Source organism: Leptolyngbya sp. FACHB-321 (genome assembly GCF_014695975.1).
GTDB lineage: Bacteria > Cyanobacteriota > Cyanobacteriia > Leptolyngbyales > Leptolyngbyaceae > Stenomitos.
Map to the genome: position 1 here is coordinate 1 of NZ_JACJPI010000039.1, position 24358 is coordinate 24358.

24 protein-coding genes, 1 tRNA gene and 1 pseudogene are annotated in these 24358 nt (G+C 50.0%); 12 read left to right on the forward strand and 14 right to left on the reverse strand.

Annotated elements, in window-relative coordinates:
• Both H6F76_RS04535 and H6F76_RS04540 read left to right on the forward strand, forming a co-directional pair.
• On the forward strand, positions 1 to 1217 hold a 1217-nt coding region (locus tag H6F76_RS04535), incomplete at its 5' end, for a xanthine dehydrogenase family protein molybdopterin-binding subunit (RefSeq protein WP_190506322.1).
• Between the two features lie 31 nt (positions 1218 to 1248).
• The gene (locus tag H6F76_RS04540) at positions 1249 to 2481 is read left to right on the forward strand and encodes an XdhC/CoxI family protein (RefSeq protein WP_190506324.1); all 1233 of its coding nucleotides are present in this window, start codon (positions 1249 to 1251) and stop codon (positions 2479 to 2481) included.
• A gap of 254 nt (positions 2482 to 2735) precedes the next feature.
• Here the strand turns inward: H6F76_RS04540 and H6F76_RS04545 are convergent, their stop codons facing one another.
• The 5 genes from H6F76_RS04545 to H6F76_RS04560 form a co-directional block, all read right to left on the reverse strand.
• The gene (locus H6F76_RS04545; protein ID WP_190506326.1) at positions 2736 to 3566 is read right to left on the reverse strand and encodes an oxidoreductase; all 831 of its coding nucleotides are present in this window, start codon (positions 3564 to 3566) and stop codon (positions 2736 to 2738) included.
• Between the two features lie 290 nt (positions 3567 to 3856).
• A complete protein-coding gene (locus H6F76_RS04550) occupies positions 3857 to 4366 on the reverse strand; it encodes a nuclear transport factor 2 family protein (RefSeq protein WP_199321916.1) in 510 nt (169 codons plus the stop codon).
• Between the two features lie 11 nt (positions 4367 to 4377).
• Positions 4378 to 4500: a hypothetical protein gene (locus tag H6F76_RS30920; protein WP_277881189.1), complete on the reverse strand. Its 123-nt coding sequence runs from the start codon at positions 4498 to 4500 to the stop codon at positions 4378 to 4380.
• Positions 4501 to 4800: 300 nt separating this feature from the next.
• Positions 4801 to 5265 (reverse strand): cupin domain-containing protein, encoded by a 465-nt coding sequence (locus H6F76_RS04555; RefSeq protein ID WP_190506329.1) that lies wholly within the window; start codon positions 5263 to 5265, stop codon positions 4801 to 4803.
• Between the two features lie 122 nt (positions 5266 to 5387).
• On the reverse strand, positions 5388 to 6881 hold the full coding sequence (locus H6F76_RS04560; RefSeq protein WP_190506331.1) for an FAD-binding oxidoreductase: 1494 nt from the start codon (positions 6879 to 6881) through the stop codon (positions 5388 to 5390).
• A 641-nt stretch (positions 6882 to 7522) separates the two neighbouring features.
• On the opposite strand from H6F76_RS04560, the gene H6F76_RS04565 reads away from it, so the two are divergent.
• Positions 7523 to 8443: an AraC family transcriptional regulator gene (locus tag H6F76_RS04565; RefSeq protein WP_190506333.1), complete on the forward strand. Its 921-nt coding sequence runs from the start codon at positions 7523 to 7525 to the stop codon at positions 8441 to 8443.
• A 305-nt stretch (positions 8444 to 8748) separates the two neighbouring features.
• Here H6F76_RS04565 and H6F76_RS31360 read toward each other — a convergent pair.
• Positions 8749 to 9669 (reverse strand): annotated as a pseudogene (locus tag H6F76_RS31360) (AraC family transcriptional regulator).
• A 298-nt stretch (positions 9670 to 9967) separates the two neighbouring features.
• Between H6F76_RS31360 and H6F76_RS04575 the strand changes: the two are divergent.
• Positions 9968 to 10462, forward strand: coding sequence for a nuclear transport factor 2 family protein (locus tag H6F76_RS04575; protein ID WP_199321917.1), 495 nt, complete (start codon positions 9968 to 9970; stop codon positions 10460 to 10462).
• A 247-nt stretch (positions 10463 to 10709) separates the two neighbouring features.
• Here the strand turns inward: H6F76_RS04575 and H6F76_RS04580 are convergent, their stop codons facing one another.
• The 3 genes from H6F76_RS04580 to H6F76_RS04590 form a co-directional block, all read right to left on the reverse strand.
• Positions 10710 to 11585 carry an IS982 family transposase gene (locus H6F76_RS04580; protein WP_190506335.1) on the reverse strand — a complete coding sequence of 292 codons (876 nt, stop codon included), beginning with the start codon at positions 11583 to 11585 and terminating at the stop codon, positions 10710 to 10712.
• An 834-nt stretch (positions 11586 to 12419) separates the two neighbouring features.
• Entirely contained in the window at positions 12420 to 12956 is a 537-nt protein-coding gene (locus tag H6F76_RS04585) for a hypothetical protein (RefSeq protein WP_190506337.1), read from the reverse strand.
• Positions 12957 to 13677: 721 nt separating this feature from the next.
• The gene (locus H6F76_RS04590; protein WP_190506339.1) at positions 13678 to 14550 is read right to left on the reverse strand and encodes an MBL fold metallo-hydrolase; all 873 of its coding nucleotides are present in this window, start codon (positions 14548 to 14550) and stop codon (positions 13678 to 13680) included.
• A 522-nt stretch (positions 14551 to 15072) separates the two neighbouring features.
• Between H6F76_RS04590 and H6F76_RS04595 the strand changes: the two genes are divergently transcribed.
• From H6F76_RS04595 to H6F76_RS29595, 3 genes are read left to right on the forward strand one after another with little or no spacing between them, the layout of a single operon-like run.
• Positions 15073 to 15843 (forward strand): lipase family protein, encoded by a 771-nt coding sequence (locus H6F76_RS04595; RefSeq protein ID WP_190506341.1) that lies wholly within the window; start codon positions 15073 to 15075, stop codon positions 15841 to 15843.
• 37 nt (positions 15844 to 15880) lie between these two features.
• Entirely contained in the window at positions 15881 to 16288 is a 408-nt protein-coding gene (locus H6F76_RS29590; RefSeq protein ID WP_199321918.1) for a hypothetical protein, read from the forward strand.
• Between the two features lie 9 nt (positions 16289 to 16297).
• Positions 16298 to 16726, forward strand: a complete 429-nt coding sequence (locus H6F76_RS29595) for a DUF3883 domain-containing protein (RefSeq protein WP_199321919.1) — start codon at positions 16298 to 16300, stop codon at positions 16724 to 16726.
• 168 nt (positions 16727 to 16894) lie between these two features.
• Here H6F76_RS29595 and H6F76_RS04605 read toward each other — a convergent pair.
• Both H6F76_RS04605 and H6F76_RS04610 read right to left on the reverse strand, forming a co-directional pair.
• A tRNA-Ile gene (locus H6F76_RS04605) sits at positions 16895 to 16963 on the reverse strand.
• Positions 16964 to 16980: 17 nt separating this feature from the next.
• Positions 16981 to 17901, reverse strand: coding sequence for a LysR substrate-binding domain-containing protein (locus tag H6F76_RS04610; RefSeq protein ID WP_190506343.1), 921 nt, complete (start codon positions 17899 to 17901; stop codon positions 16981 to 16983).
• Positions 17902 to 18261: 360 nt separating this feature from the next.
• Between H6F76_RS04610 and H6F76_RS04615 the strand changes: the two genes are divergently transcribed.
• The 5 genes from H6F76_RS04615 to H6F76_RS04635 all read left to right on the forward strand — a co-directional run bounded on the left by H6F76_RS04615 (position 18262) and on the right by H6F76_RS04635 (position 22216).
• Positions 18262 to 19755 carry an APC family permease gene (locus H6F76_RS04615; protein ID WP_190506345.1) on the forward strand — a complete coding sequence of 498 codons (1494 nt, stop codon included), beginning with the start codon at positions 18262 to 18264 and terminating at the stop codon, positions 19753 to 19755.
• A gap of 14 nt (positions 19756 to 19769) precedes the next feature.
• A complete protein-coding gene (locus H6F76_RS04620) occupies positions 19770 to 20516 on the forward strand; it encodes a cadmium resistance transporter (protein ID WP_190506347.1) in 747 nt (248 codons plus the stop codon).
• 22 nt (positions 20517 to 20538) lie between these two features.
• Entirely contained in the window at positions 20539 to 20769 is a 231-nt protein-coding gene (locus tag H6F76_RS29600; protein ID WP_199321920.1) for a hypothetical protein, read from the forward strand.
• Between the two features lie 262 nt (positions 20770 to 21031).
• Positions 21032 to 21664: a hypothetical protein gene (locus H6F76_RS04630; RefSeq protein WP_190506349.1), complete on the forward strand. Its 633-nt coding sequence runs from the start codon at positions 21032 to 21034 to the stop codon at positions 21662 to 21664.
• Between the two features lie 138 nt (positions 21665 to 21802).
• A complete protein-coding gene (locus H6F76_RS04635; RefSeq protein WP_190452546.1) occupies positions 21803 to 22216 on the forward strand; it encodes a DUF202 domain-containing protein in 414 nt (137 codons plus the stop codon).
• Here H6F76_RS04635 and H6F76_RS04640 read toward each other — a convergent pair.
• Genes H6F76_RS04640 through H6F76_RS04650 form a run of 3 tightly spaced genes read right to left on the reverse strand, consistent with a single transcriptional unit; the run spans position 22175 to position 24228 of the window.
• Entirely contained in the window at positions 22175 to 22918 is a 744-nt protein-coding gene (locus tag H6F76_RS04640) for a phosphatase PAP2 family protein (protein ID WP_190506350.1), read from the reverse strand. The genes H6F76_RS04635 and H6F76_RS04640 overlap by 42 nt on opposite strands.
• Before the next feature lie 3 nt (positions 22919 to 22921).
• Complete coding sequence (locus tag H6F76_RS04645) at positions 22922 to 23719, reverse strand: TSUP family transporter (RefSeq protein ID WP_190506351.1); 798 nt, start codon at positions 23717 to 23719, stop codon at positions 22922 to 22924.
• Positions 23720 to 23721: 2 nt separating this feature from the next.
• Entirely contained in the window at positions 23722 to 24228 is a 507-nt protein-coding gene (locus tag H6F76_RS04650; RefSeq protein ID WP_190506352.1) for a hypothetical protein, read from the reverse strand.
• Positions 24229 to 24358: the final 130 nt, after the last annotated feature.

The following is a 24358-nucleotide window of genomic DNA, read 5'->3' on the forward strand; positions in this document are numbered from 1 at the left end:
ACCGAATTGTTCCTCTTAACCTCGATCGATCGATGATTATGCGGGCACCGGGGGAAGCTCCGGGTTCATTTGCCTTGGAGTCGGCAATGGATGAGTTGGCTTACGCGCTGAAGCTCGACCCGATCGAACTGCGCGTGCGTAACGAACCCCCGCGTGACCCAGAAAGCGGCTTACCGTGGTCGAGTCGCTCTCTAGTACAGTGTTTTCGGGAAGGGGCAAAGCGCTTTGGGTGGGAGAAACGCCTCGCCGAACCCGGTTCGATGCGTGAGGGTCGCTACCTCACTGGTTATGGGGTGGCGAGTGCAAGTTTCCCAGCACGCCTCCGTCCATCGTCAGCTATCGTGCGAGTGTTACCGGATGGTCGCGTGCAGGTACACACTGGCGCGACCGACCTGGGGACTGGCACTTACACAGTATTGACGCAAGTGGCGGCAGATGCGCTGGGAGTGCCACCGGAGCGAGTGCAGGTGGAAATCGGCGACAGTAACTTTCCGCCAACTCCAGCGTCGGGCGGTTCATTTGGTGCAGCCAGCTTCTGTACGGCGGTGCAGGAAGCGTGTGTTGCAGTACGACAGCGCTTCGCTGCCTTGGCGCGTGACGATGCCAACTCCCCACTCCGGGGCGCAAACGAGGAGGCGATCGCCGCCGCTGACGGACGACTCTTTACCAAAGGACAACCCGCACGGGGAGAGTCCTATGTCGCCATCATGCAACGGCACAACTTGACACAAGGCGTGGAAGTGCGGGTTGACTCGAAACCCGGTGACGCAGCACAGAAGTTTTCCATGCACGCCTTCGGCGCACACTTTGTCCAAGTGAGCGTTGACCCAGACACAGGCATGATAAGGATTCCACGTTTCCTCAGCGTTATTGGCGCAGGTCGCATCCTGAATCCCAAGACAGCGCGATCGCAAATCGTCGGTGGTGTCGTTTGGGGCATTAGCATGGCGCTTCATGAAGAAACGCTGCTGGATTCACGTTATGGCAACTATATCAATGGCAATCTTGGCGAGTACCACGTTTCCGTTAACGCTGACATCCCCGACATCGATACAGTCTTCATTGAGGAGAACGACCCGCACGTTAACCCTTTAGGAATCAAGGGTATCGGCGAGATCGGCATCGTCGGCGCAGCAGCAGCAGTGGCTAACGCCATCTACCACGCCACGGGGAAGCGCATCCGCGATTTGCCCATCACACCTGACAAGCTCCTGTGAACAGCACAACTAAAATCAGCTCATACCAGCAATGAGAGAATTCCAAGACATTATTAAAGCCTTTAAGCAGGTAGCAAATGACGGACGGTGTTCCGCCCTTGCTACGGTCGTGAAAACGAAAGGCTCAGTTTATCGCCGACCGGGGGCACGGATGTTGCTCGTAGAAGACGGTCAAACGATCGGTTCCATCAGTGGCGGATGTCTTGAAGGAGATGTCTTTGAGCGATCGCAACCCCTGATGTTTTACTCCGGCAAACCCGTTGTGGTGCAGTACGATACCACTTCCAGCGAGGATATTGTGTGGGGATTGGGATTGGGTTGCAATGGTGTGGTAGACGTATTGATTGAGCCCCTCAATGATGCGTCTGCAAGAAGTCAGATCGAGTTCATCGCCGACTGTCTGCATCAGGGACAACCCGGAGCGATCGCAACGGTATTCCGCGTTGAGGGAGAAACCTGTGCTAGCATTGCCTCCCGCCTGCTGTTGAAACCGGATGGTACTGTGGTTGATGGGATTGAAGACCGTCAGCTTGCTCGCTGTGTGCTGGAAGATGCCCGTCGGATGCTTCTCGGGGCGCAATTGTCCAACGGAAACGCTACGCGATCGCAGGTGCAATCCTACAGGTTACCCAACGGTGCAGCAGAAGTTCTCATCGAAGTCATTCAACCCCTCGTCCCCCTGCTAGTATTTGGAGCGGGTCACGATGCCATTCCTGTTGTTGAGTGTGCCAAACAACTTGGTTGGCACGTTACGCTAATCGATCACCGACCAGGCTACACCACACGCGATCGCTTTCCGTTGGCAGACGAGATTATCCTCAGCGAGCCGGAGAACCTTCAGGCACATCTCACTTGGAATCCGCGCATGGTTGCAGTCGTGATGACCCACAACTACCTGCGGGATCAAGCACTACTGCGATCGCTGCTTCCATCACCGCTTCGTTATGTGGGCATCTTAGGACCGAAAAGTCGCACTCAACGATTGCTTCAGGACTTGCAAGCCGATGGCTTCATCCCCACAGCCGCTCAACTGCATCGTCTTTACAGTCCGATCGGCCTTGATATTGGTGCTGATGCACCAGAGGCAATAGCTCTGGCAATTGTCGCAGAAATTCAAGCTGTTCTCGCCGATCGTTCTGGCGGCGCATTGAGAGAACGAATCGGCTCCATTCATAGCGAAGAATTGATACAAAAGGCAGAAGGCAGGAGGCAGAAGGCAGAAGGAAAGAATATGAACGGGGCTTTGACTCCGCTTAATTCTTAGCCACCAAACAAAGTAACAATAAATGTTGTCATCCCATGCATGGTTGTCTCCTCTGCCTTTTATTGCTCGTCTCCCCCAAAAGGCGCTGCATTGATCTGGGGGGCATGTAGGCTTTCTGAAGTTCATGGCTTCCCGCGTCCGCCGGGCAGGTGAGCGTGGTCGTTATATGCCTCAAGTTCTCGGTAGGATGTCATGTCGTCACCGAGAACTTGAAAGCCTTCATTCGCTATCGTTCCTTCACGCTCCTGGGCCCCCTATCTGTAATCAGTCGATTCAGCCAGCGCGCGCCATTGTGCCGTTTCTTGCTCGACGTAAGCGTTCTTCTTGGCAATGGCTTTCAGGGTGTCTGTGCCGAGCGGCAACCGGAGCGGTGGTGTATCAGCATTCGCGAGCTGAAGCATCGCTTGGGCAAGCTTGGTAGGGTCTCCCGGTTGTTGATAGCTCAGTTCAGAGGCGATTTTACGAACTTTACCGACCGTCTCTGCGTAATCCTCAATTTCCATTGCAGTACGCTGGAGCGAGCTGCCATCGAGAAAACCGGTGCGGAAGTAGCCTGGCTCGACCACAGTCGCATGGATGCCTAGAGGCGCTAACTCATCATGCAACGCTTCGGTAATGCCTTCAACTGCAAACTTGGTTGAGGAGTAGATGCCCCACCCGGGAGTGGAGCGGTAGCCCCCGATCGACGATAGGTTCATAATGTGTCCAGAGCGGCGCTGACGCATACTGGGCAATACCGCACGGATCACATTCAACAGCCCGAAGACATTTGTGCGATAGACCCGCTCAACCTCTTGGGCACTAGTTTCTTCGACGCCGCCCAAGATACCGAATCCGGCATTGTTGACCAACACATCAATCTGCCCAAAGCGTTCCAGTCCTGCTGCCACTGCCGCTTGCACTTGAGCCTCATCAGTAATATCGAGGCTCAGCGTCAACACATTGGGGTTCGACTCGAATTGCTCCAAATCAGTCTTTCTGCGGGCGGTTGCGATCAATTGGTCTCCTGCTGCCAAAACGGCTTTCGCAATTTCGGCTCCAATGCCACGGGATGCACCTGTAATGAACCATGTCTTTTGAGTCATTGTTTTATCTCCTTGATTGCCTTATCCTTTCATCGCCTTTCTGGTATGGGTTTATCTTAGGCTTTTGAACAAAGACTCTAAATACATAAACCTTTCAGGTTATTGCCTAATTTTCTCAAGCATGAGAGTGATGCTCAAAAGAATCCTCTACTGCAAATAAGCAAACAATATGGCGCAATCGTAAATCAGTAAGTCACTGTGCAGTCGGTTAACGCCGGTCAAAATTAAGATTGGGGCTTCTGACATCTGAGAGGAACTCATTGAATGACTACGGCATTGAGGCACGCAAATCATTTCGGTGGCGAAACCCGGTTCCAAAATTCGTCGAACACCCTGGTATCGAAGAACGCTGTCGCCTTGACGACTTTCCCGTCTTTCATGGTGAAGTACCAAGTGTAGGTGTTGCGGTACGGCAAGCCATCAAGAGCCGTCGTGGCACCGTCGAAGCAGATGATCACCGTATCGCCATCGGCGTAGAGTCCTTGCACGGTCGGCACGAGTGGACTCTTCACCCGCGCGTTGAACGGAGTGATGACCTCATCCATGAATTGCTGCTTGCTGCGATAGATCTTCGAGAGCGGCGAAGAACCAACGATCGTCCACTTGGCTTCCGGTAGCAGCAGGTCGAACGGGCTGCCCTGCCCGACTCGCCATTTGTCGAAGGCAGCCTGGACGACGGCGCGATTTACTTCGGTTGCGTTTCGTTCAGACTCAGCGGCATTCAGCATCTTGTTGCAGCCGACAAGGGCAGCAGTGAGCAGGGCAAGCAAAATCGCCCTGCGATTTGAATGGTTCCACATTCTCTGCTTCCTCATGCGTACTTGATGACGACGCGATGGACTTCAGCCTGCTCAACATCGGGGACAGGAATATCTTCGAGGACAAGTCGTTGGTTGTATCCATGCAGTCGCACTGCTTTCATGCCTTCCATCATCCGAAAATGTTAGTGTGAGTTCACTATAGGTAATCGACTTTGGTTTGTCGCCTGCTCAGAGTTTGTAATTTTTCGTCTTCCAGAGAATGATTTATCAATCACTCTCTGGAATGAAACTGATTTCAACTCAGGTTGCACTTTAAGATCAAACTTAAGTGTGTGAGTCCTCTAATTCAGATATCCTCTTGGAAGTCAAGAAGCTTAAATTTTACGGTTGGACGATCGTGAGCGCCTTTACTCATTCACAATTTGCTCTGCTGTCATTCAGTAAGGTTCAGCAGCAGCGTTGGAAGATGGAGCTTAAACAGACAGAGGCGCTCCAACGATCCAAGTGTCGTGCTGCCGTGCAAGCTCTGTCCAACCTTCAGGCGACGTTTGACCGATTTGGGGGAAGAATTCGTCGATGCCACCAGGGACGAAGGTGAAGATCAACCGAGCCCTTCCGGGTCCAAGATTTACCCATCCATGCACGGTGTTACGAGGCACCACGACCGATGTTCCAGGTCCGACCTCAAGCTCTTCGCCCTCGACGTGAAAGCGAAATCTGCCTTCAAGGACTTCAAAGATCTCTTCCCTATCTTTGTGATAGTGGAGTGGCGGTCCGATGAACGGTGGAACATCCACTTCAATTATTGTGAAAGCCCCATCGACATCTTTACTATGGACGCGGATAGCCATCTGCTCACCAGGCATTGTATCGAACCACTCAAGGTTCTCGCTCTGTCCGACAATTGCAACGTTGCTTTGACTGAATTGAGTACTCATTGTTTTAGGGGTAAGGGTATAGTGATTCTTTCTGAATTTGAACGGGGTGTGGGATTGAAACCCTGCGTGGGGACTTCGCTCCCACACCCCTTGTTCACAATCTGTTTGTGAACGCTATAGCGCTATGAACTCACTGAGGTGACCAGCGTCGTTGGGGCAACAGTGGGTTTGATATTCTGGTTGCGATGAAACAGATTGGTCGGGTCATACTGGTTCTTGAGCGCCACGAGTCGTGCATAGGTAGCGGGTGGGTAGACCTCACGAATCCGCTCTCCCTCGTCTGCCAGGAAACCGACATAAGCGCCGTTAGCGTAAGGTAAGAGTGCCTGAAAGACTCGCTGGGTGCGGGCATCGAGACTGGCAGCATCAGCCGATAACGGTGCGAAGTGAGTGACCAACACCATGCCCTGTTTGTCCCGGTGAGCAAAGGCTGTTGCATCTGGTGCGACCCGACTCATAGCGCCACCCAGGACACGCAGGGTGATCAGCGTTTCAGGAGACAGGATGGATTGAGCGGATTCAACTAATGCGTGAATCATCTCGTTTGAGAACGTCTCGAAAAACTGCGATCGCGAATGATGCTGAAAGCCAGGGATCTCACCAACCGCTGTGAGTGCAAAAATAGCCGAATAGGGCATAGGCGCAATCAGGTCGGAGATCGGGGTGGCAAGCTGACGCAGAGGAGCCACAACCCGCTCACCCTCGCTGATGTCACCGGTGTAGCAGACCATAATCACGACGACTGGGGTTCCCTGCTTATCGGGTGGGATGAAAGGGGCGGGAGGTGCCAGCATGAACAAAACTTCAGTGGAAAGTTCATCCGGTGCTGCCGCTGCTAGACGGGTATACTCCCGCAGGATACGCTCGGCCTCGGTTGCCTCATAAAAGACGGCACCGCCCAAGATAGTTCCACCTGGATGTAGGTTTACCTCGAAAGCGGTCGCAATACCAAAGTTGCCACCACCACCGCGCAGTCCCCAGAACAGTTCGGGATTTTCGTCAGCACTGGCACGCAGCAGTTTTCCATCCGCTGTAACCAGTTCTACTGCTTGCAGGCGATCGATGGTTAAACCATAAGCACGAACCATCCAACCGATGCCGCCGCTGAGCAGCAAACCACCCACACCCACGGAGGCAACGTCACCTGCTGTCAATGCCAATCCAAAGGGCTGGAGCTTTCCGGCAACTTCACCCCAGGTCAGACCAGGTTCCAGACGGGCTGTGTGACGTACCGGGTCAACCGTAATCGTCTTCATCTGGGAAAGATCGATCACCAGTCCACCGATATTGGTGCCATGTCCGGCAGCACTATGTCCTCCGCTCCGCACAGAGAGCGTCATCGCCTGCTCACGGGCAAAATTGACGGTGACTTTAACATCTTCCGCATCAGCACAGCGCACGATCGCAGTGGGATAGCCATCAAAGCTACCATTCCAGACTTTTCGTTCTGCTTCATAAGCAGGGTTGTCAGGCAGGATTAGTTCACCTCGGATCTTTGAGGCAAGGATCTTGATCGCTTCTTTGTAGTCATGCTGATCCTCTTGTGGAGATGTTGTTTGAACATGGATTTTCCCATTTTGCTCGTATTGAGCCGTATCTTGATGTTGTTCTAACATTAGTTACTTCCTTTCCTTGTTGAGAGACATGAGAATATTCCTGTTCATCATTGAGCTGTGTCATGAACAGTAAGTAATTAATTCACACCAACACACTCCGCCATTCACCATCTGTTGTGATGGCGCAGTTAACCCTGCTATCAATGGCGATCAATTGTTCAGTAACAAAACTAGAAGTGCTGGAACAGAGCAGCAGCAATCAGGGAGTTTGACGAATCACACCCACGTTTGGATCAAGATTGTCACCTGTGCTGTAGACATAATCAAAAGCACCTTGAGCATGGAGAAGGTGTGATCGCAAAAACAACCTACTCCAGCGTTTGATCGTCTCAATTGCTGTGGCTTGACCCAGCGTCGAGCAAATTGGATCGTAATTTCGGCTCTAATTCCACGGGAAGCACCTGTTATAAACTATGTTTTCTGAGCCATCGGTCTATCTCCTTTATTGCCTTATCCTTTCATTACGCTTATGGCATGAGTTCATCATAGGCTTTGGAAAAAAGGTTCTGAATACATAGACTTTGCAGATTATTGCCTAATTTTCTCAAGATAGTGCTCAAGAGAATCCCCTATAATAGGCGTAGAAAAACAATGAAAGGAATGTCTCACAATCCGCTACTAAGCGTTGACGAGGACCTGGTATGGCAGATGAATTCCTAAAGCGCGAGACCACAATTGATGCTTGTCAGAAACTGGCGGAATTAGTGACCCGCCACACGGATGGCAGAGGAAACGGTATCCATGCAACGGCGATCGCTCAGTTGGAATTGATGCGGGAATCTGCGGCTCCGACAGAACTCTGCACAGTGTATGAACCGACGCTTTGCATTATTGTTCAGGGTAAAAAAGAAACTTTACTGGGTAAGGAAACCTATTACTATGGGACGGCTCAATACATCGTGGTCACAGTCGATCTCCCGCTCAGTGGAAACATTATTGAAGCAACACCGGATAAGCCGTATCTCTGCTTTAAGCTCAGCCTGGACGCAACTCAACTTTGGGACATTATTGACCAAATTCAACGTCATCCAGATCAAAAAGAAAGTTCAGTCAGAGGCTTATTCGTTAGCGAAGCAAATGCTCCACTAATTGAGTGTGCCACCCGAGTCACACGGCTTCTCGATACGCCCGAGGATATTCCATTCCTGGCACCGATGATGATTCGCGAAATCTATTACCGTCTTCTAATGGGCGGTCAGAGCGAAGCGGTTTGGCAGATTGCGACCTCCGGTAGCCAGATGCAGCGCATTGCAGAGGTGATTAACCAGATCAAAGCTGAGTTTACCAAGTCACTGAATATGGATGATTTGGCAAAGCAAGCAAGCATGTCTTCGGCATCATTTCATCGGCACTTTAAGGTAGTGACCTCCATGAGCCCGTTGCAATATCAAAAGCAGTTGAGGTTATTGGAAGCTCGTCGTCTGATGCTGGCTGAAGATGTGGATGCAACCCGTGCGGCGTATCAGGTTGGTTATGAGAGTCCTTCTCAATTCAGTCGCGAATATTCCCGCATGTTTGGTGCGCCACCGAAGAAGGATGTTGAGCGTTTACGAGTTGCCTGAGGATTGCCTGTTCAGCGATCACTGAGATTAACGTTAAATTAAGTGACTCGGTATAAAACAACCCTGCTCCACCGGGACATATTCAAGCGGTCGCTGATCTGTAACAGTTGCTGTGTCCGGTAAGCAGGAGCATAATCTGGCTCTACTAGACGAATTTTGAGAACGCTACTGCCAGATTAATGGGGCAGGATGTCTGGCTGTCGCCAACCTGCCAATGTCACTGTCCTTTAGTACCCTCGAGCACACCGCGCCTTTCTCTCATGCCGAAAGTCTCGCTGCTACAGAGGCATCGGCAAAGCTCCTGTTTAGATTTTACGTAACTGTCCAATCTCCTTCATGGGGGACATACCGAACAGACGAGAATATTCACGACTGAATTGTGAGGCACTCTCATACCCAACTTGATAAGCCGCATTGATGACATCGACGTTTTCAATCAGCATTAGACGACGGGCTTCCATCAACCGCAGTTGCTTTTGATATTGCAACGGGCTCATGGAGGTCACTGCCTTAAAGTGCCGATGAAATGATGCCGAAGACATCCTCGCTTGCTTGGCTAAATCATCCACGCGCAATAACTTTGTAAACTCAGCTTTGATTTGTTTAATCACTTCTGCAATGTGTTGCGTATGACTCCCAAAGGTCGCAATTTGACGAACCGCTTGACCATGTTCATCGATTAGAAGGCGGTAATAGATTTCGCGAACCATCATCGGTGCGAGGAAGGGAATATCCTGCGGCTTATCCAAAAGCCGTATCAGCCTAATAGCACAATCAATCAACGCTTCATCAGCATCACTCACGAAAAAGCCTCTCACTGAGTCTTCTTTTTTGTCTGTGTTGTGTTGAATTTGGTCAATAAGATCCCAAAGTTGAGTCGTCTCCAAACTTAGCTTGACTCCTAAATACGGCTCGTCTGGTGTTGCTTTAACAATCAAACCGCTGAGCAGCTAAGCCACTGTGACCACGATGTATTGGGCTGCACCGTAATGATAGATTTCCTTGCCCAGCAAGGTTTCTTTTCTGCCTTGAAGAATGATGCAAAGCGTCGGTTCATACACAGCACGGAGTGTGGTGAGAGCCGTAGATTCCCGCATCAATTCCAACTGATCAATAGCGGTTGCATGGATACTGTTGCCCCGCCCATTAGTGTGCCGAATCATTAATGTTGCCAATTCTTGGCATGGATTGATTGCGGTACCCCGCTTCATTCTTTCAATCGCCATGCTGGATGCTTGAGGGCTTCAACCATTATATAGAGAATATTCACTCTGGTCAATCCTCTACCTGAGAGTATTAGGCAAGTATGTGCAAGGTTTATGTATTTAGTGCCAATTCTTTCAATCTTATGATGAACACGTTCCAAGCGGAAATGAAAGGATAAGGCAATGAGCCAGACACAACAAAACTTACTTTGATTGCTGGATCAATCTGAGAATTGGACAAAAATACTGCTACTCATTCAATGAGATAACGTAAATCGGCAACTTTGAGAAGTGACCCTCAACTCAAGAAGGAGTGTACATGTTTACCCACGTAGGATACTTTTTTGTTGCCATCGTCATCGCATGTTCGATGGCAACTCCAACCATGCATGCCTCTGAAGCAAAGACCGAAGTGAACAAGCAACTGATTCAAGCAAGCTTCGATCGCTGGCGCACTGACACCGGAGGACCGTTCGAGTTACTTGCGGCTGATGCTACCTGGACCATTACAGGACAGTCTCTAGCCGTTAAGAGATATGCGTCTCGCGACGAATTTCTAGACGCGGTAATCAAACCGTTTAACGCCCGGTTGACCAAACCGCCAGTCCCCACTATTCGCGGTCTACACAGCGAAGGTGACACAGTCATCGTGTTGTTTGACGGCGAAGCCACGGCACTTGACGGCAAGCCCTATCGCAACACCTACGCTTGGTTCATGCAGTTGCAGGACGGAAAGATCGTCAATGTCACCGCCTTCTTTGACTCGATCACCTTCGATGAATTCTGGAGACGCGTGCCGCCGCGCACGAAGTAATAGAACATCGCGACTCGCAGTGCGCCGGCCCTACACCGCTCATCTGAATTCAACTGTAGCGAGTCAGGCAGTAAAAAGACTGACTCAATAAGGCAACGTAGCTGCAAGCAAAGGCGCTTTTGGGTCACCCACGCAGCACGCCGAAACAGACAGGCCGAGGTGGTAAACAAGGCGATGAAGACCCTATTGAGCACCAGCAATTCTGCCGGTCCGCTCCACCGGAAACCTAACCCTACATGAGTTCCGGTTAAGCGGCTTGGGGTAAAGCGAACTCTAATCGGAGCGCCGGTTTCTTCGGTTGGTGGCAGTAAGCAATTAAGCCGCAGACCAAATTGGTCAAAAAATTTACTGGAGAACGATGTCGAGAATACTCGATTTGAGAAATGTTCTTGAGTGGGTCGATGATCGTCTCAATGATTGAGCGCTTGCGGGCAAGCAACTTGTCGGTCAAACGCATCAAGCAATTTTTCATATTGCGCCTGGGTTTAGCAAAGAACTCAATGCCACAAGTTTTGAGCAACTGTTGTGCCAAACGTTGGGAGACATAACCTCGGTCCGCAAAGACCTTGCCAAACAGGGCTTGCAGGAGTGGAACGACGGGCTTACGGTCATCGGTATTGCCTGGCGTCAGTCGGTTGTTGAGAAGCTCACCGTGCTCATTGACGACGAGATGCAACTTGAAGCCAAAGAACCAATCCACTGAGGTTTTGCCACGGGCAGCAAACTCTGCAAATACTTGATGCTGGTGAATGCGGCGATTTTGGCAGACTTGCAGACGCGTCGCGTCGATAAAGCTGATGCCCGTGCAGCGACCAAAGCAGGATTTGAGGTAAGCAAACGGCAGCAGCGCCGAAGGCATCCAAGCGACAAAGCGCTGGTAGCTCACCAATGCGGGAAACGCAGTGCGCCAACAGACGCAAACGTGTTTGGTGTAGTAGTCCTTGAACGTGCGATAACGCTGCTGGTGAAAGGCAATCACAATCGTCATGATTTCGCTCAGACACAGTTGTCGCGCTCGGTTCCGCCTTTGTAGCCCGTGGCTCAACAATTGCTGTTGCCAGCGCGGTTCAAAGACTTGGCAGAAGTCATCGACTGAGCAGAGGAGTTCTTCTAAGCTGAACATGGGTGGGGGCGGCTGAATAATTTAGTAATTCTCAGCGTACTTGTCCCCGCTCTTTCTTATCCAAAACTCACGTTAATCTAGAATTTGCCCAAAATTGAGCCACCTCTCCTTTAGCTTCTCTTTATAAATCACCTCTAATACCTGCTGCGCTGCCTGCGCTGCTAGCCCGGCAAAATGCTTGCTCGGTTTGACCTAATAGTTTAGGTCAAACTTACTGACATATTTGCCCGTCTTGAAACACCACTGCCGAGCATAATAAATGCCCTAGTTTGTGAGCTTATTTGCTTCACTGCAAACAAACTCTAGGACTGGATTTGATGCGATCAGTATGGATTATCAAATGACAATGGGCATAGCGGGTAGATGACAGTTACTTGGCGGGAGAGATCAGCATCTCAAACTGCCAGCTGGTAGTCGAATTTATGCGTTCAACCAAGCATTGAAAAAGACATTGGAGATCACCCTATCAGGGGGCTTCTCTAACGCCTGGAAAACGAATTGAAATCAGTCAAGTCAGAGTGTACATGAGATCACGAGAAATCGGCTTATCTCAAGCTGAAACCGCTTACGTTGCCAAATTTTCAGAACGCAGGTGTGAATGAGCAAAAGATTTAGCGTGATTCGCAAATGAGTGGTGCAATCAGTCAACATGCCTCCAGACTACCGTTCTGGACGCTGATCACCTGAGATGAACTGTGTTGATGCAGCAGTGATTAGAAGTAAGCCAAGAGCCTAAAACGCTGACAGATTCTAGCTTTACAGGTTTGCGCCACTTATTTGCGAATTGCGCCATATTTTTTGCTCATTCACAGAAGGGCTATGTTGATAATGCGTTTAAGGGTATTGACCAGCCGTGCCATCTTCGTTGCGCCACTGCGTCAAAGCAACACGAAAATCAGGACGATGATCTGGATCACCTGGTATAGCTACCTCAAAATCGGCGTAGCCTCCCGGTGGCACCGCTGACTGTTTAGTCCGCATCGATTCCACCAGTTTTTTTGATCCAACATCAATGGAAACGGTGACTCTCAGGTCACGAATAGACTGCTTTGTCTGATTTTGCACCTTGCCAGAAAGCGTCCAACCATTATCGCCACGACCTTTGATCTCGCGTGCTGTCTCAGCCACCTGCCCACCTTTAGCAGCTTGCTTCTGAGGCTTCAGGGTGGTCTGTCGAACGATCGGATTACTAGCGACATTGATGGCTGTTGGCTTGCCAGTACATAAAGCCGTCAGGTTAACTATGCGCCCCGACTGAGTTTGCACATAGCAGGGGTAATCCGGTTCAGTCGGTCGGCTAGAAGCCCCCGAAGTTGACAGAGAGAGTGCAGTAGTAACAACTGAGACAACAGCCCAACGAAGAAGGTTCATGGTTTGACCGGGTAAGTGCTGTTTCAAGCGTTCCCGGTGTAGAGAGAAAAACCTCAACGTTGTTATAAAGAGTTCACTAAGGCGGTGATACCAAAGTCAAAAGTTGGAAGCGATCGCCCCTAAAAGACCCTCAACCGAGCGACGAAAGCGCAAAGTACGGAGCGACGCTGGCAGCAATTTATGGACGATTGCCGCATGAGCGTGATGGCAATTTACGGACCCTTGGTGCTAGCGACTCTGAGTGGATGGAAGCAACCGCGATTGTATTTAGCCTGAGATACGACAGTTTTGTGGATCGCTTTTGCATGATTTACCTGTCGGTAGTGTGCTGTGGACGGGCAGTTCCCTTATTGTGGCGAGTCCTTGAACATAACAGTGTTACCGTTACCTTTGAAGTGTTGCTGCTCAGTTTTGCCCTTACACAACGAGTTTGATAACGTTCCTTTGCCACACAAGAAACCAAGGGGTAAGGCATTGAGTGAACAACAAGCAGGAGCGCCGAGGGTTCAGTCGTTAACGAGTGGCAGGTGAACATGCCCATGCTGGTATGAAGCGCTATCGTGCCGTAGCAGATGTCTACCGAAAGCGTGTACCTAATTTCGATGACCGCTTAATACTTAATGCAGTCAGTTTATAGAACTTCTATCTTCATGCAGCCTAACTTGGGGGGACAGCAGAAAACCTCGTTCTTAAAATCAGGTTATTTCTCAACAAACCTAATCTACTGAGTTTCCATCCAGGTCAGGCATTTTTGCATTTGCTCTGCCATGGTTGAGCGATCGCTATGGTAGCGACGACCATGTCCTGGCAACACCCACTCAAACGAATAATCTGCCAGCCGTTTCATTGAACGGGTGAGTTCCGCCCAAGAATACCAGCAGGCTCTGCGAAAGGCATACAGGTGATGCCGTTCGTCTGACCAGGCAAGGTGATCGCCGGTAAACAAAATCGTGTTGTTATAAAGTAATACCGTATGCCCTTTGGTATGACCGGGAACAGGAATAATCAACAGATCAGGTTCTAGCTCAAAGGGTTCTAAGCCTGATAGTTGAATTTCAACATCCTGGGTGGAATGGTTAATTTCATCTTGGTGAAGGATGCGATCGCAACCAAAGTGCTGGTGAAATTTTTGATGATCTGCCACATCATCTCGGTGAGTTAAATAGAGATAACGAATGCCGCCCATCGCCTCCAGTCGTTTCACGAGCGGGGGTGCAAAGCGAGGTGAATCAACCAGCACATTTCCTTCGGGTCGTTGAATCAAATAGCTAGCCGCTCCATAGGAATTTTCGGCGTGATAGCCGCAGTGATACACAGTTTCTGTAATGGGAATCGGCAAGCTGTGGTGAACCTGCTTTATATCTTGCGGCTTTTCGATCGTACCAATGGATGCCGTTGGACAAGCCAATAACGCTTGCATTGCCCGCAGACGTTCTGCTGCATTAGTTGGTTGATGGTGCACAGCAGACTGATCACCTGCCGCATGAAACGTTTCTGGAGCCATCCATCGACAGGTATCACAGTCAATGCAAGTGGAATCAACGTAGAAGTCACCACTCACATTTTCGGAGCGGCGTTGAGTGAGGTGTGCCATAAAACAAAGTGTCGTGATTACCTCCAGGCTACACATTGACGCTCATTTTGTGGCAATGCTTCTCACAAGTTTGGCTAGTAGTTCGGGCTTTTTAAGGGGTTGAGCTATAGATAGGTAAAAAGTGCTAAAGCCTCATAAGTAGGAGGGCTAAATTAAGCACTACTAAATTAAGCACTACTTAGAGATAGAGACTGGGTTTCGACTGCGCTCAACCCGTCAGCATACAGGACTGAGAGCCTTGAGACTTCGGCGTGAGCTTTCGACCTGAACGCCGTTCGGCTTGAGCGCTTAGGCTTCGACGTTGCGGCTAAGCTCAACGTCGAATACGAAGTCAAAAGGTAGTTTATAAAGAATTATGCTCAGCTACTTATTGAACGCTTTTTTTACCCACTTTTAGCGTCAGGACAGTCTAAAATGCGGCTACTTGATGAAGAGTAAACTAGCTGAGTCGTACAAACTTGTATTGTTTTCTAGTTACTTGTGCTGCGCTAAGGTCGGTTTACTAGGTAAAGAGGATTTGTCATGGTGAACTACTCTCAGGCGGTCAAATGTGCCCTTCTTTCGCAGGAAATCTATCAGGATTTCTCTCAGCTTCGATTTAGTGAGTTTCCTAACCTGACTCCAGACTTGATTGACCAAACGAGTACTGATACGCAATGTGCGCTCTTATTGGATGTCTCAGGTGCCATCTACATCGTTTTCCGTGGCAGTGAAAAGCGTCTGGACTGGAGCACTAGCTTTAACTTTGAGCAAGAAATGGTTGAGTTTCAGCAAACAGTAGTTCAGGAACAGATTGTGCAGGAGCGAGAGCAAGTTTACCCCTATCAAGGTGAAAGCCAATCTGGTGCGAAAATGCATCGGGGGTTTGTCGCAGCCTACTTGTCAGTCCGAGAGCAAATTCACAACTATTTAAGGAGCCGTGCTGCTACAAGTGTGACAGTTACAGGTCATAGTCTGGGCGGAGCCTTAGCAACTCTGTGTGCCGTTGATGTGCAGTACAACTTTTCAAGTAAGTTTGTAATCGACATCTACACGTTTGGTGCGCCGAGAGTTGGCAATCAGGGGTTTAGAGAGTCCTTCAACCGTCGTGTTCCCGCTAGCTATCGCTTTGTTTATGGCATGGATCTGGTGCCTGCTTTGCCAAGACCCTGGCAGGGCTATAGTCATGTGGATCAAGAATACAGATTTGGTCCTCGTTTTAGTCTGAAATTTCTCTCTCAACGCTTTGAAGACCATAAGATTGCAAACTATATCACTGCGCTGAAGACTCTGGCAGCGACGCAGGGCAGTTAATTGAAGTTTCAACTTCTCGACTGGAAGGAAAGATGACGTGCCAAATGAAGGGTCACCAGCGGAAGTCGAGGCTGTTGTTGCAGATTACTTCACCATGCTCTCCCTGGAATTACGACGAGAGCCTTACAACCAAGCTGCACATCGACGTAATCTCCTCCAACTTCTTAAGGGGCGATCGGAAGGAGCCATTGAGCGAAAGCATCAAAATATCAGTGCCATTCTGATGGAGTTTGGTTATCCCTACATCTTTGGCTACAAGCCGTTGGGCAACTATCAATCTCTACTTTATGAGGTTGTCGTCGATCGCATCAGTTTAGATTCCAGCTTTAGCGCCATTGTGCAGCAGGCAGTGGAAGAACCTGCCAACATCCCGACTGTAGAGGATTTGCTGTCTCGGCTTGACTCTCCCCCTGAACCATACACTCCTGCGCCAACTGGAGAGTGATCGGAACCGTTGCATCGTGTCCGTCCTGCCATCAATTATCTGGAACGAGAAGCCTGTAATGCCTCCCTTAGCAGGGCTGGTGAAGAATTTGTGCTTAATTTTGAGCGAGCGCGGCTCATCCGATTAGGACAAGGAAGCCTTGCAGACCGAGTAGAACACATTGCTGTGACCGAGGGCGATGGGGCTGGTTTTGATGTTCGATCGTTTGAAGCGAATGGGGGCGATCGCTTCATCGAAGTCAAGACAACCGCTTACGGGAAGCAAGTTCCATTCTTCGTTTCCCAGAATGAGGTAACGGTCTCCCAGAATTACAGCGATCATTACCATCTATACCGTGTGTTTCGATTCCGGGATGATCCACGGTTATTCACACTCGCAGGCACATTGGATTGCATTTGCAACCTGAGTTCAATACAATTTGTTGCTCGGATTGCGTAGGCGATCGTCTTCCTTATTTCATTTATTCAGTTGTTTATTATCTTAGGGGTGCCTAGCGGGACTCGTTCGCGAAGCGTCTCGAAGGGAGAAACCCGTTAATGACCAGCTACCCTGCGGGAACGCTTCGCGAACACAGGCTGGTGTCTTGACCTTACACCATCTGTGCATTGGTCGCAGTGGCGAGACTTGAACTCGCAATGACCAAGTTATGAGCTTGGGGTGCCATTAAGCTACGCGTGATGAGTTGCCAGCGCTTAGACAGACGTTAGGATTTGCTCGAAGGCGATCGCTAGTTTGGTTTGAAACCGTTGCTGGTGCTTAATTTTCCAAATAGGCTGCACAATTTCGAGCAGGGTGCCGATGCCTTTACGGCTCCTGGTAATCTCGATCGCGCGGAGGGTTAGTAGTTGTAATTCCTTTTGAATCATGAGTTCAGGCAGTGCGGCAGCACCCACCCCTGTTTCCACGATCGCTTTGACCATCTCACTACTGCTTAAGATTAAAACGATCGGCAATTGAGCGCTATCAATGCCCCAGTTTTGCAACGCTTGCTCAAACATTTGTTGAGCCCCTGACCCAGATTCACGCATCACCCAACCTGTTTCCATCAGTTCTTGTACTGAAATACGCGCACGGTTGTACCAGGGATGGGTTTTGCCGACAACCACTTGTAGCCGTTCATGTCCAACGACAGTTTGTTCTAAAACACTTTTGAGCGCTGGTTTCACATCACCAGTGACAACGCCCAGATCAAACAAACCCGTAGCGGTGCCTTCGCAGATTTCTTCAGCGTTTGCCAAGGTACAGTTGACTGAGATGCCAGGATATTTATGTTTGAAATGGCTAATTTTTGCGGGTAGCCAGTAGTTCCCGATCGTCAAGCTTGCCCCTAAACGCAGTTCACCGCGCTGCAAATTGTTCAACTCCCGTAAGCCCCGTTCGGTCAGCGCTACTTGCTCCAAGATTTTTTGGGCTTCAAGCTGTAGCAGGATGCCCGCTTCTGTAATCTCAATCCGACGACCGACGCGGTGAAAGAGTTTGACGCTGTATTCTGTTTCCAGGCTTTGAATAGCGGCGCTGACAGCAGGTTGGGTGACATAAAGTATTTCAGCCGCACGTGTGAAGTGTAACTGTTCAGCAACTGCCAAAAAAATGCGTAATTGTTCTAGTGTCATCAGAGCATTTTAAGGGCTAGCAAAAGCGATCGTTTCATCAATACCTGACGCTTTTGTAACCCTCAGAAAGCGATGATTTTGTGCGGGTTACCTTCATCGCTTCATTAATCATCTCAATGGGATCATTGCAGGCTAGTTTTCCTGTGCCATGCTGGCTGTCGGCACCCGCAATTCAAGTTTGCCTTTTAATCATGCATAACCTGGCTTTATGCATAAACAAGCAAAGAACATTTGATTCTATTGATATAGCTCTCTACATTGAGACTATGCTTTTTGCATGGAAACCTTGCTGAAGCAAACCCCACATTCCAGGTTGGTGCAGTGGCATCGATTGGAGTTTCTAGGCTTGGAAATTTGCACATGATGAGTGAAGTTCAATTGAGTCAAAGTGTTCATGGTTTAAGACCAAATTATCTGTCTTCGGGAGAAGTGTTGGCGCAGTCGTTTGCTGTGATCGCGCCTATCACCATACCCGCATCCAATTTGGGCTTGATTGTAGCGCTGGCTGGTAATGGTGCCTGGCTGAGCTTTGTGATTGGGTTGGTGGGACTAGTGTTTGTTAGTCTCAACATCAATCAATTTGCGAGTCGCTCTGCCTCACCTGGTTCGCTTTATACCTACATTGTGAAAGGGCTGGGACCGACCGCCGGTGTAGTTTGTGGCTGGAGCTTAGTACTGGCATATTTATTTACTGGGATGTCGGTGCTCTGTGGGTTTGCTAACTTTGGCGGCGTGTTATTGGGGCATTGGGGCATTCATCCCTCTAGCCTGACACTCTTGGCGATCGGTGCTGGTATTGCCTGGTACGCTGCTTACCGCGATGTACAGCTTTCAGCCGTTGCCATGCTGTGGCTAGAAGGCATTTCTCTTGCGTTGATCACGGTTTTAGCGATGATCATTTGGGCGCATCACGGCTTTGCGTTGGATGTGCCTCAGCTCACGCTGCAAGGTGTGACACCAGGAAATGTGGCAATGGGCTTAGTGCTGGTCATGTTTGGCTTTTCAGGCTTTGAAAGTGCAACTTCGTTGGGTGATGAAGCACGCAAACCTTTAAAGACGATTCCTAGAGCGGTGATGGGCAGTGTGGTGCTGGCGGGTTTATTCTTTATCTTCACCACCTATGTGGAAGTGTTGGGCTTTAGCAGTACGGGCATATCGATCGCCAACACAGAAGAACCGTTGGGCTTTCTTTCGCAGCAAGCGGGCGTGGGTTTTCTAGGTGAGTTGATTGCCGTTGGAGCGCTGTTTAGCTTCTTTGCCTGCGTGTTGGGCAGCATTAATCCGGCAGCGAGAGTTTTCTTTACAATGGCGCGTCACGGGTTGTTCCCAGCCTCTCTAGGTACAGCTCATGCAGACAACCGCACTCCCCATATTGCTGTCACGTTGTGTTCGTTGCTGATGTTTTTGGTGCCTGCGTCATTGTCTCTGTTTCACATCAAGCTGTTTGACTGTATGGGCTATTTGGGCGCGATGTGCAGCTATGGTTTTTTGACGGTGTATACGCTGATTTCGATCGCTGCACCTGTTTATCTGTACCGCTGTCATCAATTACGAGTGCGCGATGTCTTGATTGCAGTGGTCGCAGTGGGTTTCATGCTCATTCCCATTTTGGGTAGCGTGGGTCTTCCCGGTAGCACCTTGTTTCCCATACCGGCAGCGCCCTATGACGCCTTCCCCTACTTGTTCTTGTTGTACCTGACGGTGACCTGTGGCTGGTTTGTCATGCAGCGGCTGCGATCGCCTGCCATTGTGCGTTCAATGCAACGCGGTATGGAAGAGATTCACGTGAGATTTGCTGCCCCCGACCCCGTTACCATTCCATCTGCTTCTGATGAATCGTCATTCCTTCAATAGGGAGAACAACCGCCATGAATGAGCTTTTAGCAGCAATAACAACGGGGCTGACTGCATTTACAGCTACCAACCTGGACGATATTTTGATTCTGCTGTTGTTCTTCTCACAAGTGAATACCGTGTTTCGACGACGACACGTCGTAGCGGGTCAGTATCTCGGCTTTGCTGCTCTGGTTGTGGTCAGCCTACCTGGTTTTTTTAGTGGTCTGCTGTTGCCGCGTCCGTGGATTGGTATGTTGGGCATTGTCCCGATCGCGATCGGCATCAGCCGTTTACTGCAAACAGAAAGTGAGGCTGCCGAGACAGAAACGCCGCCCTCAGCTACACCGTCTACCTGGCTCACGATGCTGTCACCCCAGGCTTACAGTGTTGCAGCCGTCACGTTTGCTAATGGTGGCGATAACATCGGCATCTATATGCCCTTGTTTGCCAATAGCCCCTGGGAAAGCCTCATCGTGATTCTGAGTGTCTTCTTTGGGTTGGTCGGTGTGTGGTGTGGTGCTGCCTACCAGTTGATGAAGGTGCCAGCGATCGCTGAAATGCTGACGCGTTATGGCAATCAACTCGTGCCGTATGTTCTCATTGGTCTAGGTGTGTTGATTTTGCTTGATAGCCACACCCTCGAAAATCGTGGGCTAGTCGTTCTCACACTCCTGATCAGCGGCACCTTTACGCTCAATCTGCTCCGCAAGCTGGAACAGGTGTCAGTGGCAAAGCTTTACTCCACTTCTAAGGCTGTGTCCAAGATGGAGAAGAATTAAAAGAGTTTCTTAGCGTAGTGCCATGAATTGGTTGACACAAGCCATTGTTACTGAGGTGACAGCGTTTGCCGCAACCAACATTGATGACATCGTGATTTGGATGCTCTTCTTTGCTCAAGTCAATGCCACGTTTCGACCAAAGCATATTTTTATGATGCAGCACCTCGGATCCACGGCTTTGTTTGTCCTGAGTCTGCCAGGTTTAGGATTTATTCTAAGCGTTTTTTTGTCATGGTCAGTGTCTGTTGTTTGACCGCGTACCAACTCACTCGACAACCCATGATCGCTCAAGGTCTCACCCGTCGCAGTGGTGCGATCGTTCCCTTTGTGTTAAGCGGCTCAGGCGTTTTTATTTTGATTGATAGTGAGGCGTATTGGCTTTTGCCAGAGTTTTGAGAAAGGAGCCAGCAGCCAGGAGGAGGGAACAAAGAAAAAGAACGAATGACGAATCACGCACCACGTATTTTTGACACAAAAATCAGTCCCACTTTCACGCTTTATTAAGGAAAACAACCATGAAACGATTCAAACTCGCCCTCATTGCTCTAGTGATGCTCATTAATTTTGTCGTTGTGCAGCCATCGTGGGCAGACCCAGTTAAATTAACGGAAACCCCTGACTATACAGATGTGACTCAGGCGATCGACAAGCTGCTCAAAATCAAACAAGATCCCAATCAAACTGCTTGGAAACCGGCAGCACTCGAACAACAATTGGGTGAGTTGAACTTGCAAAAGTACATTTTAGAATCGGCAACCGAATGGGGACAGTGCCGCAACGAAACAGGTAAAACGTTAGCGGTCTACGCACATAAAGGTAAAAAAGCCGATCAACCCAACACGCTTTACTATTTAGGTAATGGTCAGGTGACCGACGATGATTTCAGTTGTGACGGTGTGTATCTGCCCACAGGCGCTAAAGTCGATGGTTTTGGTACAACAGAAGCACCCGCACTCACTGCACCACTGGCTTTCAAGGTGGTGGGTGGCACTCAACTCGTGGCAAAAGCAAACCCTGATACTGACACGATCGCCTTTAATGTGAAGCCTGCCAAAGTATTTAAGGTGGGTGAAGGCACCTGGTCCATTCCTGACCTGACTCAAGCCGATGTCGAAGCTGCGAAACCCAATGCCCCGATCGAAGATTAACTACTTACAGCAAGTGGGTTTCTGACGCTTTCGCTTCAGTCCAAACGCACCGCTTGCGTCAAGAAGCCCACTTTTGCCTAGACACCAACCATTCCGCTTTCACCTGAGATCCTGTTGATGCAACTGTTCCTTAAACCGATGAACGCAAACGCCGAAAAAACAGAGCTTGCTAGAAAACGCAATCCCAACCGTGTTCGCGACCATCTCGCTAACGAACGTACCTATCTAGCCTGGATGCGAAGCGCGATCGCCCTGATGGGTTTTGGCGTGCTGATTGTGCGGCTGCGAATTTTGCGTCCCCCGATCGCGCCACAGCCGCCCGGTAACGGATGGAAACTGGGCTTGGCTTTCTCCATTGTTGGCTTATTGATGGTGCTACTGTCTACTCAACATTACTTTAGTGTTCGCAACGATATTGATGACGACACTTATGAGCCTGGCGATCGCTGGGTCTTGCTAGCCAGCATGGCAGTGCTCATTCTGGGTTTAGGCGTCGTGTACTACGTGTTTTCAATTCCCTTCGATACGCTCGGCACTGTCCTCGTTGAGTAAGGTTTTGGATGTCATCAAGCGCGGTTTAAGCACAAAGCTAGTAGCGATCGCCCAGGCAATGGCAATAAGCCAGCCCGCCAAAATATCACTGGGGTAATGGACGCCCAAATACAACCGCGTCCAGCCAATGGTCAGCACAAAGAGACTGCCGAGCGCTACAACCGCACCACACCAACGGCTACCCCACGTCAGAATGATCAGCACTGCCACGAACTCCATACTTGACATGGCATGACCGCTGGGAAACGAAAAGTCCTGAGGTAAATACGTCTTTTCCCACAGATGCGGTCGGACGCGGTGTAACCACACTTTTGCGTTTGTGTTAATCAAGGCACAGCCCGGAAGTGTGATGAGAAGATACAGCAACGATCGCCACTGCCGCCGGACAAACAGCAGCAGCATGATGGCAACTGTCGCCGGAAACACACCCCAACGCGTGCCCAACTTAGTGAAGAACGTGGCAAACTGATCGAGGGGTGCTTGAGCGTTCGCGTGAATAGCGATCAAAAGTGAGCGATCCCAGTGGAACCCATTATCTTGTGACCAGACCTGCACTGCCAGCACCGCAAAAATCTGGAGTGGTAGATAAACCCCGATCAGCAGCAGCAACAGCGATCGCCAATGTTTACTAAACCACTGCTTGAGAAACGTGCCAAAGGACTGCAACTTCGCCCATGTTTGAGCTTGCTTAGACTGCTCCATTGTTCACACCGAATGCGCCAACTTCCAACTCACCCCGACAAGAATCACATAAATCATAAACCGCAGCGCTTTCTGCGGTGCCAACTGGCAGAGTTTTGCACCCAGTAAGACACCCGGTACCGAGCCTGCCCAGATCGGTAAAACCAAACTCCAGTCAACCGTGCCTAAGGTCAAATGCCCAACAGCAGTGAAGCTCAGCAGAATCGCCGCCTGCACAATATCGGTGCCGACTAGCTTGCGTGCATCAAGCTGAAAAAACGCAATCAGCACTAGCGCAAACATGGAGCCGGATGAAACACTTGTCAGCCCCACAATGCACCCTAAAATTGCGCCAATCACGATCGTCAAAAGTCGTCCCCACCCTGTTTCCAGATCAAGTTTTGGCAGCGCTGGTACTGTAAGCGTTGGCACAAACGAGAATAGCAGTAGCTGCAACAGCGCCAAGAGCGTCACGCCTAAAATGGTGTAACCAATGAGGTGCAGCAGCAATGCGTCTAGATCAAGGTCATGAGAGCGCCGCATCAGATGTAAAAGACCGACACCCGCTAACGATCCGGGCACGCTACCCAGCGCTAGCCACTTCGCTACAGTGTGGTCTAGTGTTTGCTGTTGCCAGTGCTGCCAGCCTCCTACCACTTTCATCAAAGTCGCCGCTACTACATCAGAACTGATGGCGATCGATGCGGGCACTTGAAAGACAAAGATCAACATTGGTGTAATCAACGATGCGCCGCCAATGCCAGTTAAACCCACAACAATGCCTACAGCAAAGCTGAGAAACGAAAGCAATAAATAGTCCACACTTACCGCCCGATCACTGTAAGGGGCAGTTGTAAACCAAGATGCAAGGGGTTTGTCGCGAAGGGCAGAGGCACCTCAACAAGCTTAAACTGCGCCAATACCACGATCGCCAGCGTAAAAACGGTCGAAGCGCACACACCGATCAGCAACTCTTTCTTGCGATCGCGGTCATGCGTCTCAGCTTGAAACACATCTACCGCACCCGCTTGCATAAGGAAGATGCCAACTAGGTTAGAAAGCCAATAACCTACAACCATCCCCGGCAGCAGCCAATCAGCTACAAGCAACTGGCAAAGCAAGCCAAACCCGTAGGCGATGGGCAGATTAAAGATGAGATCATTCCACCAGCACAACGGCGATAGTAACCACCCCACCCCAAACAAGAAACCGCCCCGTAGTTTTTTGGCTGTCAGTCCTCGTAGCAGCGTTAGCACTGACCAATTGCTTGGTTGCGGAGCACCTGGTTCTAGTGCCGCCAGCGTTTCGTGCCTCTCGTTCAAATCCACCATGTTAAATACGGTATCTCGACGAATTTTCCGTATTTTATCATCCTTAGGGATTAACAGCTTCCTTCTGTCGAGGGAAAGCTTTCAAGACACTCTCTGTAGCACGATCGCCAGCCAAAAGCGGCGCTGGTCT